The organism is Roseateles sp., from assembly GCF_039929605.1.
Lineage (GTDB): Bacteria > Pseudomonadota > Gammaproteobacteria > Burkholderiales > Burkholderiaceae_C > Pelomonas.
In genome coordinates this window covers 36,579-49,366 of the sequence record NZ_JBDSQX010000066.1, presented here as the reverse complement: position 1 = coordinate 49,366, position 12,788 = coordinate 36,579, and the positions used below count along the sequence as shown (strand labels likewise).

The following is a 12,788-nucleotide window of genomic DNA, read 5'->3' as shown; positions in this document are numbered from 1 at the left end:
CGTTTCGCCCTCGGCGCCCTGGCCACCATGGCGGCGGGCTTCGCTTTCGGCGCGGCTGTCGAGGTAGTCGATCTCCTCGGCGGTGAACGACATGCCGTAGACGGTCTCGCCGTTCTTCTCGTAGTTGTTGTTGCGCAGCCGGCCGACGATGTTGACGTGCGAGCCCTTGCCCATGTACTCGGCGGCGTTCTCGGCCTGCTTGCCCCACAGCGTCCACTGGATCGCGGTGGACTCCTCCTCGCGGGCTTCACCTCCATCACGACTCGCGCGCCGGGTGTTGCTGATCGCGGTCAGCACGCCCTTGGCAATCTTGCCCTCGCGTCCGTTGACGAATTCGAGCTTGACGGCGCCCACCAGATGCGCGTGACGTTGGAACACTTGAACGTTGGCCATGGCCATATCTCCTTGCGTGAGAGATCAGCCGGGGCCCGGTCCGGGTTTCCCTGAAAACTGATCCTCTCGCTCGGACTTCCTCGCACCCGCCCACGGGCGGGCGGGGGGTGGGCACGGCCCCTTCCGGCGGGAAGGGGTTGGGGATGGATGTTTGGACCCCGGCAGCCGAAGCAGTGAGCCGGTTTCCCGGCCCACCGCTATGAAGATCCCCCCACAAGTCCCCCTCACAAGGGACGGGGGCGCAGCTGGGGGGAGCGCGGTGGGACGACTGGCGCACGAGCTGCCCTCCTCCCCACGGGCGGCGCAGCGTCGCGGCCGATGTGCCAGCTTGCCTGGCGCAGCGGTTGCAGCGCAGCCGACCGAACGATCACGGGCAGCGGCGGCTCTGCGGCCGGCGTGACACCAAGGTAGCGAAGCGGACGACTGGCGCGACGGTCGAGCCGCTGATCGCTGGCTTGCATCCCTGAATTCAGCGGCCCGGCTGCGGGCTTGGCGGGTGCCCGGGGTGGCGATCTGGCCGGACCAGCGCGCAGCGCACTGAATCAAGACCGGTCAGTTCGCCAAGCAGGCCTTTCGCGCGCAGCGTGAAGGAAACAGCCTGCTGGCCCCCGGGCACGGGAACGGGCCGCCCCACGCTTCAGCCGGCAACGCCGGCCTGACCGTGTTGCGTCAGGGATCGCAGCCCGTCAGGGGCGAGACAACGTACCTCGGTGGCCCGACGCGCAGCGCAACAGCCCGGCCCCGCACAGCGGGGAGACGCCCAGGCCCACCGAGACCTGGCATAGGCGGTACCTCACCAAGCCCTGGCAGCACCTGCTCCAGCCCATCCGGTGTCAACCTCTCAAACCTTGGCAACAGTGGACTCACCCGCCGAAACGCCATTCATCCGCGAGGTCGTGCAAGCTGTCCTTGCCCCGCATCGTCTCGCCACGCTGGTCCTCGATGTCCAGCCGACCGTTCTTGCTGATGTAGCGGAAGTGCGCCGCAATGGCCTTCATGCCGCGCCCGCCGCCGGTCACCTTGACCATGACCCGCGGCGCACGCCGGACAACTGACCTTGCCCCCGAAAAACGTATCCCTTGCTGAGTGATTCAATTCAAGCAAGAGGAAACGAAATGACGAAGACAAAGACTGGCGCTGCCAGGGCGCGTTACACGCTGGAGTTCAAGCAAGAGGCGGTGCGCCTGGTCGAAGGCGGGCAGAGCATCGCAGCGGCGGTACGCACGCTGGGCGTGGTGGACCAGACCTTGTTCAACTGGGTCAAAGCCAGCCGGGCCGGCAAGCTCAGCGGCCCGGCTGGCGGCGTCGGCGCGGCGCGGCGCGCGCAGGCCGGCGAGGTCTTCGACGTCATCGTGCTGGCTGCCGATGCGATGGCTGCGCTCGCTTAGGAGAAGCTGGTGCAGGCGCCACAGCCCCTGGCCGCCTCCCCAGTGGCGATGGCCGTGCGCGAGGGCGCGCCGCAGCCCGAGACCCGTTCGGGCGCTGCGCTGCGCACCAGTCTGCTGGCTGCGAGCTGCATTGGCTAATCCACCGGCCCCAGCGGCCGCGCGCTGCTGCAACTGCTGGCGCGCATGGACCTGGCCGACACGCTCGCACCCGGCCTCGTGCAGGCTGGCGCGGGCGTGCCGGTGGGCCAGCTCATCGCTGCCGGCAAGGTCGAGATCGGCTTCCAGCAACTCAGCGAACTGCAAGACTTGGCCGGCATTACGTTACTCGGCGGCTTGCCACCCCGGCTGGAAATCATCACGACTTTTGCAGGGGCCCCATCGGCGGAAGCTTTTCCGGGCGGGCAGATAGTGTCTAGAGTTTGTTGGGATTGGTTGCACGCGCAGCACGTCAAGCGCGGGGAACAACAGGGGGAACCGAGCCGGATCGTTGCGAATTTATTCCAACAGAATCATATACATAGCTCGACTTTTCGATTCCCGCCGGAGGACCAGTGCGTTGCGTCCCCGGCGCCCCGCCTTCCGGGCGATGCGTCTGCAAACTAGGGGCGCGGCCTGGCTCACGTGCGGAGCAGACTGAACGGCTTGCACCTGATGCAGGCACATCTTCAGGAGACTCCCCATGGCAAAAATCTCGTTGTTCTCATTTCTGGGTCGTTCGGTCGCTGCCGCAGCGTTGACTCTGAGCTTGTCTCAAGCCGGGGCCACGCCGACCTCGTTGGAAGTGACGGGCGCGCTCTTCGACGGCTCTGGCAACAGGATCACGGCGCCCTTCATCACGTTCACGCATGGCATTTACAACAGCGCGAGCGGCGGAACCCTGCTGGCCCAGCTCGGACCCGAAAACGTGCAAGTGAACAACGGCTCGTTCCTGCAGGTGTTCGGGGTGGAGGATGCCCTCTTCGAAACAACCGCCTATCTCCAGGTCAACCTGAATGGGTTCGACATGGGGCCGCGCCTGGGAATTTTCTTCAACGGCAGCTATTTCTTCGCAAGTGGCGTGGCCTCCGGACCAGCCGATTCGCCCGTCTTTGAGCTGTACACCGGGCTGTCGGCACCCGTCCCGGAACCATCGACCTCGGCCTTGATGCTCGCCGGCGCAGCACTCGCCGGAATTGCAGTAGCGTGCAGGAAACGCACGGCACGTTCAAGCGCTAACAATTGATCGAGTGGCCCGGCATGCTCGGCACGAAGCCTGGGCCGGGTATCCGCGCAAACTGCGCGTGGGTGTCGAAAACCAAGCACCGCTTGCAGCGGCTAGTGTCGCGAGCAGAGCCATTCGCGATCAGCGCATGCGGCAGTGGCCGCTTCACGTCGATGCACGCGCCTGACGCCTCAAGCGCGCCAGGCACAGCGAACGAATAAGCATCCCCGCTTTCCTTCGTTCCGCGCAGAAGCGCCCTTCCCTATCGTGCAAAGCCTGAACACACGCAGGCCATCATGCACATCACCAGCATTTCCGGCAGTCCCAGTGAACGCTCGCGCTCGGCCTGGCTGACGCAGTTCGCGGTCACGCGGCTGGAAGGTTCGACGACGCGCAACGAGCACATCGCCGTGCGTGATCTGCCGGCCGCCGCGCTGCTGTTGGCGGACGCGCAGGAGCCAGCCATCGCCCGGGCCGTCGAGGCGATCGCCGCCGCCGGTCTCGTCATCATCGGCACGCCCATCTACAAGGCGGCCTACTCCGGCCTGCTGAAGGTCTTCCTGGACCTGCTGCCGCCCGAAGCGCTGCGCGGCAAGACGGTGCTGCCGCTGGCCACCGGCGGCAGCGCGGCACACCTGCTGGCGCTGGACTACGCCTTGAAGCCCGTGCTGTCGGCGCTGGGCGCGCGCCACGTGCTGGACGGCGTGTTCGCTACCGACGCCCAGCTGCAACGCCATGAATCAGGCGGTTATGTGCCCGCGCCCGAACTGCTCGCGCGGCTGGACCGCGCCCTCGAACCCATCGTTCCGGCAACGCAAGTTCGCATCGGTGCGGAGGTCAGCTGTCGGCGCTGAACACACCAGCCAACTCGACCTTTCCTTGTCTCCTCGCCACCTAAACGGGATCGGCGACTTCTTCCCGGCGCCCGGGCGCGGATCGGGTGTGACCGAGCGCCGGGACTTTTTTGCACAGGACAACAACACATGCGCTTCCGCTCCATCCTCCGCCTTGCCGCGCCGCTGCTCATCGCCGCCATCAGCTTCCACGCCTCCGCGCAGTCCGGCACGACGCTTCCCGGCACTTTGAGAATTGGCTTCCAGAAATCCGCCAGCTTGTTAACGCTGCAGAAGTCCTCGGGCTCGCTCGAAAAAAAGCTCGCGCCACTGGGCGTGTCCGTTAAGTGGGTGGAGTTCCCCGCCGGCCCACAGCTGCTGGAGGGCCTGAACGTCGGCGCGGTCGACGTGGGCTTCGTCGGCGAGGCCCCGCCCATCTTTGCGCAGGCTGCGGGCGCCAAGTTCGTTTACATCGGCTTCGACCCGGCCGCGCCTGAGGCGGAGGCCATCGTCGTACCCAAGGATTCGCCCATCAAGTCGGTGGCCGAGCTCAAGGGCAAGAAGGTCGCGCTGAACAAGGGCAGCAATGTCCACTATCTGCTCGTGAAGGCGTTGGAGAAGGCGGGCCTGAAGTACAGCGACATCCAGCCTGTCTACCTGCCACCGGCCGACGCCCGCGCCGCCTTCGAGCGCGGTGCGGTGGATGCCTGGGTGATCTGGGATCCCTTCCTCGCCGCGGTCGAACACCAGAGCGGCGCCCGCCTGCTGCAGGACGGCAAGGGCATTGCCAACAACTACGCCTACTACCTGGCCGAGCGCGGCTACGCACAGACACAGCCCAAGGTCATCCAGGCGCTGTTCGAGGACACGCAGGCCCAGGCCATCGCGCTGAAGAGCAACATCAAGGCCGCCGCCGCCGTCATTGCGCCGCTGCAAGGGCTGGCGCCCGAAGTCGTCGAGAAGAGCCTGACGCGCTACCAATTCGGCGTGAAGCCGCTGACACCCGCCGTCGCCGCCGAGCAGCAGAAGATTGCCGACACCTTCCACGCACTGGGCCTGATCCCCAACGCCATCCGCGTGGGGGACGCCCTGCCCGGCTCCGTCAAGGTCGCCGAGGCCACCAAATGAGCGTGCAGACGACGCGGCGTGCAGCCGTCGCCATCCTCGCGACGACGGCCTCCGTGTGGACCCGCGCGCAAGCCCCTGGGCAAGCGCAGCAGCTGCGCATCGGCTTCCAGAAGGGCTCCTTCAACCTCGCGCTGCTGAAGAGCTGCGGCTTGCTGGAGCAACGTTTGCCGGGCACGCGCATCCAGTGGACCGAGTTCCCCGCCGGCCCGCAGCTGCTGGAAGCACTGGCGCTGGGCAGCGTCGAGTTCGGCGCCACCGGCGACGCACCGCCCGTGTTCGCCCAGGCCGCCGGCAAGGACGTCGTCTACGTCGGCGCCGAGCCACCCAAGCCCGACAGCTCGGCGGTGCTCGTCAAGCCCGATTCGCCGCTGAAGACGCTGGCAGACCTGAAAGGCCGACGTGTGGCCTTGCAGAAGGGCAGCAGCGCCCACTTCCTGACCGTGCAGGCGCTCAAGCGCGCTCGTCTGGCCTGGAGCGACATCCACGCCGTCTACCTGCCGCCGGCCGACGCGCGCGCCGCCTTCGAGCGCAGTTCGGTGGACGCCTGGGCTGTGTGGGATCCGTATTACGCCGCAGCGGAAGTCACCGGCGAACTGCGCGCGCTGGCCACCAGCCGAGGCCTCACCAGCAACAACACCTTCTACCTCGCCTCGCGGGCGCTCGGCCGCGATACGGCGCTCGTGAAGACGCTGTTCCAGGCGCTGATCGACACCGATGCCCGAGCCCGCGCCGACCGACGTGATGCTGTGCAACGCTACGCCGACTTCGCCGGCCTGCCGCTGGCCACGGTCTACAAGATGGTCGAGCGCCGTGGCGCGGCGCCGGTGGGGCCGCTGACGGCGGAAATCGTCAAGGAGCAGCAGCTGGTGGCCGACTCGTTCACCGAGCTCAACCTCATCCCTCGAAGCATCCGCGTGGCCGACGCCATCGCCACTCCCATCAAGGCATGACATGAAGATCTTCTGGTTCATCCCCACCCACGGTGACAGCCGCTATCTCGGCAGTTCGCGCGGCGCACGCGTGGCCGACCATGCCTACTTCAAGCAGATCGCCATCGCCGCCGACAGCCTCGGCTACGAAGGCGTGCTGCTGCCCACCGGCCGCAGCTGCGAGGACTCCTGGGTCGTTGCCGCCAGCCTCATCGACGCGACCCGCAACCTGAAGTTCCTCGTCGCGCTGCGCCCCGGCCTCGTCGCGCCGTCGCAGAGCGCCCGCATGGCCGCCACGCTGGATCGCCTGTCGGGCGGCCGCCTGCTCGTCAACCTCGTCACCGGCGGCGACTCTGAGGAGCTGTCAGGCGACGGCCAGTTCCTGGGCCACGCCGAGCGCTACGAGCAGTCCGCCGAGTTCATCCGCATCTGGCGCGAACTGCTGACCCGTTCGCACACCGGCGAGCCGCTGGACTTCGACGGTGACCACCTCAGCGTCAAGGGCGGCAAAGTGCTCTACCCGCCCATCAACACGCCGTACCCGCCAGTGTTCTTCGGCGGTTCATCGGGCCCCGCGCACGACCTGGCTGCGGAGCAGGTCGACACCTACCTGACCTGGGGCGAACCGCCCGCCGAAGTCGAGAAGAAGCTGCTGGACGTGCGCGAGCGCGCTGCGGCACGCGGCCGCCAGCTGACCTACGGCATCCGCCTGCACGTCATCGTGCGCGAGACGGAAGACGAGGCCTGGCGCGCCGCCAGGGAGCTGCTGTCCGAGCTGGACGAAGCCACCGTCGCGGCCGCCCAGGCGCGTTTCAAGACCATGGACTCGGTCGGCCAGCGGCGCATGGCCGAGCTGCACGGCGGCCAGTTCGACAAGAACAACGTGCGCGCCGGGCTGGAGATCTCGCCCAACCTGTGGGCCGGCGTGGGCCTGGTGCGCGGCGGCGCCGGCACGGCGCTGGTGGGCAGTCCGCAGCAGGTGGCGGACCGCATCAAGGAATATGCCGACATCGGCCTGGAGTACTTCATCCTCAGTGGCTACCCGCATCTGGACGAGGCACACCGCTTTGCCGAGCTGGTGTTCCCGCTGCTGCCGCTGGACGTGCGCGAGAAGCTCAAGTCGCCCGCCCTGACCGGCCCGTTCGGCGAAGTGGTGGCCAACAGCTACGTGCCCAAAGCGGTCTCGGCATCCTGACCATGTTCTTGCGCCGCCTGACCCCCTGGCTGCTGCCTGCAGCCATCCTCACCGCCTGGGAGATCGCGTCGCGCAGCGGGCTGCTCTCCGTGCGCATCCTGCCGGAGCCGGCCGCCGTGCTGGCGGCATTCTGGAAGCTGCTGCGCTCGGGCGAACTGGCGCATCACGTCGCCGTCAGCACGGCGCGTGCCTTTTCGGCGCTGGCCCTGGGCGGCGGCCTCGGCCTGCTGCTGGGCCTGTTGACCGGCACCTGGCACCGTGCCGAAGCCCTCCTCGACACCACGCTGCAGATGCTGCGCAACATCCCGGCGCTCGCGCTGATCCCGCTGGTCATCCTGTGGTTCGGCATCGACGAGGCGGCCAAGCTGGTGCTGGTGTCGGTGGGCGTGTTCTTTCCGGTCTACCTGAACACCTTCCACGGCATCCGCAACGTCGACCGCGACCTCATTGAGATGGCGCGCAGCTACGGCCTCAGCGGCTGGCAGTTGTATAGACAGGTCATCCTGCCCGGCGCCCTGCCCTCCATCCTCGTCGGCCTGCGCTTCTCGCTGGGCCTGATGTGGGTGCTGCTCATCGTCGCGGAAACGCTGTCGGCCCAGGCCGGCATCGGCTACCTGACGATGAACGCCCGCGAATTCCTGCAGACCGACATCGTGCTTGTCGGCATCCTGCTCTATGCGCTGCTCGGCAAGCTGGCCGATGTCGTCGCGCGAGCGCTTGAGAAAGCCTGGCTGCCCTGGCACCGTGGCTATGCCCTTCAGGGGACTTGAAATGTGGCTCACCGAAATCGACACCCCCGTGCAACCGCGTGACCCGGTCATTGAAGACGCCGCACCCGCGCGGGGCACATCCAACGGCCTAGCGCTGCAACTGCGCGGCATCGACAAGTCCTTCGGCACCCGCCACGTGCTGCAAGGCCTGGACCTGAACATCGCCCCCGGCGAATTCGTCGCCCTGGTGGGCCGCAGCGGCTGTGGCAAGAGCACGCTGCTGCGCCTCATCGCCGGGCTGGATGCGCCGAGCGCCGGCACCGTCGAGGCCGGCACGGAACACGAGCGCCGGCTGATGTTCCAGGACGCGCGCCTGCTGCCCTGGAAACGTGTCGTCGACAACGTGGCCCTGGGCCTGACCGGCCACGACGCCAAGGCCCGCGCAATGCAAGCGCTGGCCCAGGTCGGCCTCGCCGGCCGCGGCGATGAATGGCCTGCAACGCTCTCGGGCGGCCAGCGCCAGCGCGTCGCCCTGGCTCGCGCCCTCGTGCACCGCCCACGCCTGCTGCTGCTGGACGAACCGCTGGGCGCGCTGGATGCGCTGACGCGCCTGGAGATGCACCGCCTCATCGAGCAACTGTGGCAGCGCCACGGCTTCACGGCGCTGCTGGTGACGCACGACGTGGCCGAAGCCGTCGCCCTGGCCGACCGCGTGCTGCTCATCGACCGCGGCGGCATCGCGCTGGACGCGACGGTGGCGCTGCCCCGCTCCCGCTCACGCGCCGCACCGGGGTTTGCGGAGCTGGAGGACCGGGTGCTGCGGCACATCATTGGCCATCCAGCGAACGCCTGAATCGGTTGCCCCACTATGCGAGCGTGATGGCTGCTTACCTCAATCCCAGAATCGCCACCACGCTCTTCCGGTCCCAAGCGCACTTGGTGTTACGGGTGCCGGTGCGGGTGCAGATGCAGTAGTCGCGATGGCGGTGGCTTGGAGAGCCCGATCTGCAGCAACCTCTTTGCTGAGCGCCACCAAGTCGCCGTCCAGCTGATCGCATTGCTCGGCCTCACCGCAAGCCACCAGCTTGATCTGGACGACCCGGTTGCTGCCTTTGTAACGAATGCATCCCACGTCCTGCACCTCGAACGCCTGGATCATTCGATGCATCTCCGCTGCATTCGACGGCTGCTTGCTCACATAGCAATGGCCGTCCGCCGTGTAGGCGAACACGTCGTCCGCCACTACGGTCGGCATGCCGCACGACAGGCAGCAGCCGTCTTCAACATAGAAGTCCCCGGGGGCGTTGTTCGGATGCGGCTTTCGCGCATGCTAGTCGCCTGCCGAAACGTCGAGCAGCACAATGGCCGCGCCCAAATTCCCCTGTAGATGACACCCAATTTCAATGAAAGCCCCGTTGCCCTCGCCCGGCAGTTGCTCGGCTGGACGCTACTGATTGACGGCGTCGGCGGCGTCATCGTCGAGACCGAGGCCTACGACGTGGACGACCCCGCATCGCACAGCTTCAATGGCCCGACCGCGCGCAACGGCGCCATGTTCGGCCCGCCGGGCACGGCCTATGTCTACCTGATCTACGGCCTGCACTGGTGCCTGAACTTCGTCTGCCGCAAGGCGGGCCATGGCGCGGCAGTGCTGATCCGCGCGCTGGAGCCGACGCACGGCCTGGATGTGATGCGGCAACGGCGGCACACGGCCGACATCAGGCTGCTCGCTGCTGGGCCCGGCCGCGTCGGTCAGGCGCTGGGCATCGACCGGGCCTTCGACGGGCTCACGTTGAATGCGCCGCCGTTCCAGTTGATCGCGCCCGCAGCGGCCGTCGACGTGGCCAGTGGCCCGCGCATCGGCATCACAAAGGCGGCGGAGCTGCCCTGGCGCTTCGGCGTGGCCGGCTCACCGTTCCTGAGCCGGCGCCTGGCTTGACGAGCCGGGCGCGACACGGCGGCGATCGGGGGCCGGCAGGTGGCGCCGCGAGCCCAGGCGCTGGGCATAGACCCAGGTGAACTCCGCGCCCACAAGGAAGATCTGCGCCGAGTAGTAGACCCACACGAGCACCACCGCCACCGAGCCGGCCGCGCCGAAGCCACTGGCGACGCCGGTCTTGCCGATGTACAGGCTGATCAGGAAGCGGCCCACGGTGAACAGCAGTGCCGTCACCGAGGCGCCCACCCACACGTCGCCCCAGCCGACCTTGACGCGCGGCATGACCTTGAAAATGAGCGCGAAAACCGCCGTGGTCAGGGCAAAACCGAGGACGACGTTGACGATCTGGGCCAGCACCTCCCAGCCCCCAAACCAGCCGCCCCACCATTTGCCCAGCGCCGCGACGGCGGCACCGGCGACAAGCGACACCGTAAGCAGAAAGGCGACGCCAAGGATCATGCCGAAGGAAAGCAGCCGGGAGCGCACCAACGCCCATAGCCCGCTGGACCCTTGCCGCACCGGCGCGCGCCAGATGCGGTCGAGCGAGTCCTGCAGTTCGCCAAACACCGTGGTGGCGCCGATGAGCAACACGACGACGCCGATGAGCGTGCCCATCACGCCGGTGCTGGGCTTGCTGACGCTGGCCAGCATGTCCTCCACGGCCTTGGCGGGCCCGGCACCCATCAGGCCGGCGATCTGACCGAACACCTCGCCGCGCACGGCCTCTGCGCCGAACACCAGGCCCGCCACTGAAACGATGATGACGATCAGCGGCGCCAGTGAAAACACCGTGTAGTAGGCCAGCGCCGCGCCCATGCTTGGCGCGTAGTCGTCCAGCCAGCATGAAAGCGACGACTTGATCAGGCTCCACCAGGTCGCCAGTGACCACCGCGACGCCTCGACCAGCGCGCCTTTGGCGCCTTCGGTGGGGGATTCATTCAAGACCTGGCTGGGTGGCATCACGAGGCCCCTGCATCAAAGGTGCAGGTGGCCAATCGATTCTGAGCACCCTTCAGGCGATGCCAGCCGGCGCGGGGCGCCTCCCGCTGTAGGCCTCAGCCCACACGGCGCCACAGCTTCCACAGTTTGGGCAACACCAGAATTGCAACCAGCAGGACCAGCAGGCCCAGCGACAGCGGCCGCTCGACGAACACGCCCCAGTGGCCGCTGCCGATGGACAGCGCATTGCGCCCCTGTGCCTCGGCCAGGGGCCCGAGGATCATGCCGACGACGACCGGCGCGGTCGGGAAGTCGAAGCGCCGCATGGCGACGCCCATCAGGCCCAGAGCCAGCATCAGGAAGAGGTCGAAGGCGCTCTGGCGCATGCCGTAGACGCCGACGGTGGCGAAGATCAGGATGCCCGCGTAGAGCTGCGGCTTGGGGATCTTGAGCAGCTTGACCCACAGGCCCACCAGCGGCAGGTTCAACACCAGCAGCATCACATTGCCGATGTAGAGCGAGGCGATCAGCGCCCACACCAGCGTCGACGAGGTGGTGAACAGCTGCGGGCCGGCCTGGATGCCGTAGTTCTGCAAGGCACTCAGCAGGATGGCCGCCGTGACCGAGGTCGGGATGCCCAGCGTCAGCAGTGGCACGAGGGTGGCTGTGACGGCCGCGTTGTTGGCGGCCTCGGGGCCGGCCACGCCTTCGATGGCGCCGGTGGTGCCGAACTCCTCCTGGTGCTTGCTGAGCTTGCGCTCGACGGCGTAGCTGAGGAAGGTCGGGATCTCCGAGCCGCCCGCGGGAATAGTGCCGAACGGGAAGCCGATGACCGTGCCGCGCAGCCAGGCGGGGATGGAGCGTTTCCACTCCGCGCCCGTCATGTGCACGCTGCTGAGCTTGTTGATCTCCTGCTTGCTGCGGCCCTCGTAGAGCGCCATGTAGAGCGTCTCGCCGACGGCAAACAGGCCCACGGCCACGAGCACGGTCTCGATGCCGTCCATGAACTCCGGCACGCCGGCCGTGTAGCGCACTTGGCCGGTGATCTGGTCCAGCCCGATCAGGCCCATGGCCAGGCCGATGAACAGCGAGGTCATGCCGCGCAGCGTGCTCTTGCCCAGCACCGCGCTGACGGTCGTGAAGGCCAGCAGCATCAGCAGGAAGTATTCAGGCGGGCCCAGCGTGACGGCGAAGTCCGCCACGACCGGCGCGAACAGCGTGACCAGCACCGTGGCAATCGTGCCGGCCACAAAGGAGCCGATGGCCGCCGTGGCCAGCGCCGCGCCGGCCCGGCCGCTCTTGGCCATCTTGAAGCCTTCCAGCGCCGTCACCATGGTGCCGGTCTCGCCGGGGGTGTTGAGCAGGATGGACGTCGTCGAGCCGCCATACATCGCGCCGTAATAGATGCCGGCGAAGAAGATCATCGACGCCGTCGGTTCCACCTGCGAGGTGATGGGCAGCAGCATGGCCACCGTCACCGCCGGGCCCAGGCCGGGCAGCACGCCGATGCCCGTGCCGATGACGCAGCCAAGGAAGGCCCACAGCAGGTTGATGGGCGTGCCGGCGGTGGCAAAGCCACCCATCAGTTGGTTCCAGAGATCGATCATGGGAGCAATCCTTAAAGCCAGCCGCTGGCTGTCAGGCCGGGCAGATTGATGGCGAGCAGCTTGGTGAACATCCAGAACACCGGGGCCGCGATGGCCACGCCGGTGAGGAAGTCGATCAGGCTGCGCTTGGGCCCGCCGCCGGCCCCGCCCTCGGCAACGCGCAGGCCGCGCACTGCCAGCGCAAAGCACAGCGCGCAGGACAGGATGAAGCCGATGGTCGTGATGAGGCTGGCGTTGGCGACGATGCCGGCCACCACCCAGGCCACGGCCCGCCAGTCGCCGCGCGCAGCGCCCGACGGTTCCTCCATCTCGCGGTAGCCACCACTGCGCGCCTCCCAAACCAGCCAGGCGCCGCAGACCATCAGCACGACGGACACCAGCCAGGGCAGCGCGTTGGGGCCGACACCGGCATAGCCCGCGTCAGAAGAGATGAAGGTGGCGCCCCAGGCCATGACGGCGCCGACGATGCCGACGCCAGCGCCGACCAGGGTCTGGCCGGAGGTGGAAGTGGTGTTGCTCATGGCCG

General features: G+C 67.6%; 15 protein-coding genes and 2 pseudogenes. 11 read left to right on the top strand and 6 right to left on the bottom strand.

From position 1 onward, the window contains the following. Nucleotides 1–393, bottom strand: a 393-nt coding sequence (locus ABIS05_RS09310) for a single-stranded DNA-binding protein (protein WP_348009477.1), incomplete at its 3' end; no start/stop codon positions are given. Between the two features lie 863 nt (nt 394–1,256). Then, nucleotides 1,257–1,421 (bottom strand): hypothetical protein, encoded by a 165-nt coding sequence (locus ABIS05_RS09305; RefSeq protein ID WP_348009476.1) that lies wholly within the window; start codon nt 1,419–1,421, stop codon nt 1,257–1,259. An 87-nt stretch (nt 1,422–1,508) separates the two neighbouring features. On the opposite strand from ABIS05_RS09305, the pseudogene ABIS05_RS09300 reads away from it, so the two are divergent. The 10 genes and pseudogenes from ABIS05_RS09300 to ABIS05_RS09255 form a co-directional block, all read left to right on the top strand. Beyond that, a pseudogene (locus ABIS05_RS09300) lies at nt 1,509–1,685 on the top strand (transposase); the annotation flags it as partial. Nucleotides 1,686–1,790: 105 nt separating this feature from the next. Further along, nucleotides 1,791–1,919, top strand: a complete 129-nt coding sequence (locus ABIS05_RS09295) for a hypothetical protein (protein ID WP_348009475.1) — start codon at nt 1,791–1,793, stop codon at nt 1,917–1,919. 15 nt (nt 1,920–1,934) lie between these two features. Continuing rightward, a pseudogene (locus ABIS05_RS09290) lies at nt 1,935–2,384 on the top strand (substrate-binding domain-containing protein); the annotation flags it as partial. Between the two features lie 76 nt (nt 2,385–2,460). Continuing rightward, nucleotides 2,461–3,003, top strand: coding sequence for a PEP-CTERM sorting domain-containing protein (locus ABIS05_RS09285; protein ID WP_348009474.1), 543 nt, complete (start codon nt 2,461–2,463; stop codon nt 3,001–3,003). A gap of 275 nt (nt 3,004–3,278) precedes the next feature. Continuing rightward, on the top strand, nt 3,279–3,836 hold the full coding sequence (gene ssuE, locus ABIS05_RS09280) for an NADPH-dependent FMN reductase (RefSeq protein ID WP_348009473.1): 558 nt from the start codon (nt 3,279–3,281) through the stop codon (nt 3,834–3,836). A gap of 129 nt (nt 3,837–3,965) precedes the next feature. After that, complete coding sequence (locus ABIS05_RS09275) at nt 3,966–4,943, top strand: sulfonate ABC transporter substrate-binding protein (protein ID WP_348009472.1); 978 nt, start codon at nt 3,966–3,968, stop codon at nt 4,941–4,943. Next, nucleotides 4,940–5,893: an aliphatic sulfonate ABC transporter substrate-binding protein gene (locus ABIS05_RS09270; protein WP_348009471.1), complete on the top strand. Its 954-nt coding sequence runs from the start codon at nt 4,940–4,942 to the stop codon at nt 5,891–5,893. Before ABIS05_RS09275 ends, ABIS05_RS09270 begins: the two co-directional genes overlap by 4 nt. A 1-nt stretch (nt 5,894) precedes the next feature. Continuing rightward, complete coding sequence (ssuD, locus tag ABIS05_RS09265) at nt 5,895–7,067, top strand: FMNH2-dependent alkanesulfonate monooxygenase (RefSeq protein WP_348009470.1); 1,173 nt, start codon at nt 5,895–5,897, stop codon at nt 7,065–7,067. Nucleotides 7,068–7,069: 2 nt separating this feature from the next. Beyond that, entirely contained in the window at nt 7,070–7,837 is a 768-nt protein-coding gene (ssuC, locus tag ABIS05_RS09260; protein ID WP_348009469.1) for an aliphatic sulfonate ABC transporter permease SsuC, read from the top strand. Nucleotide 7,838: 1 nt separating this feature from the next. Further along, nucleotides 7,839–8,630: an ATP-binding cassette domain-containing protein gene (locus ABIS05_RS09255; RefSeq protein ID WP_348009468.1), complete on the top strand. Its 792-nt coding sequence runs from the start codon at nt 7,839–7,841 to the stop codon at nt 8,628–8,630. Nucleotides 8,631–8,669: 39 nt separating this feature from the next. Here ABIS05_RS09255 and ABIS05_RS09250 read toward each other — a convergent pair whose 3' ends face one another. Further along, nucleotides 8,670–9,032, bottom strand: coding sequence for a hypothetical protein (locus tag ABIS05_RS09250; protein ID WP_348063243.1), 363 nt, complete (start codon nt 9,030–9,032; stop codon nt 8,670–8,672). Nucleotides 9,033–9,164: 132 nt separating this feature from the next. Here ABIS05_RS09250 and ABIS05_RS09245 point away from each other — a divergent pair, with 132 nt between their 5' ends. Next, on the top strand, nt 9,165–9,716 hold the full coding sequence (locus ABIS05_RS09245; protein WP_348009466.1) for a DNA-3-methyladenine glycosylase: 552 nt from the start codon (nt 9,165–9,167) through the stop codon (nt 9,714–9,716). Here ABIS05_RS09245 and ABIS05_RS09240 read toward each other — a convergent pair. From ABIS05_RS09240 to ABIS05_RS09230, 3 genes are all read right to left on the bottom strand, one after another. Next, complete coding sequence (locus ABIS05_RS09240) at nt 9,687–10,598, bottom strand: YihY/virulence factor BrkB family protein (protein WP_407074818.1); 912 nt, start codon at nt 10,596–10,598, stop codon at nt 9,687–9,689. The genes ABIS05_RS09245 and ABIS05_RS09240 overlap by 30 nt on opposite strands. Before the next feature lie 173 nt (nt 10,599–10,771). Continuing rightward, nucleotides 10,772–12,262, bottom strand: coding sequence for a tripartite tricarboxylate transporter permease (locus tag ABIS05_RS09235; RefSeq protein ID WP_348009464.1), 1,491 nt, complete (start codon nt 12,260–12,262; stop codon nt 10,772–10,774). A gap of 11 nt (nt 12,263–12,273) precedes the next feature. After that, on the bottom strand, nt 12,274–12,783 hold the full coding sequence (locus ABIS05_RS09230; protein WP_348009463.1) for a tripartite tricarboxylate transporter TctB family protein: 510 nt from the start codon (nt 12,781–12,783) through the stop codon (nt 12,274–12,276). Nucleotides 12,784–12,788: the final 5 nt, after the last annotated feature.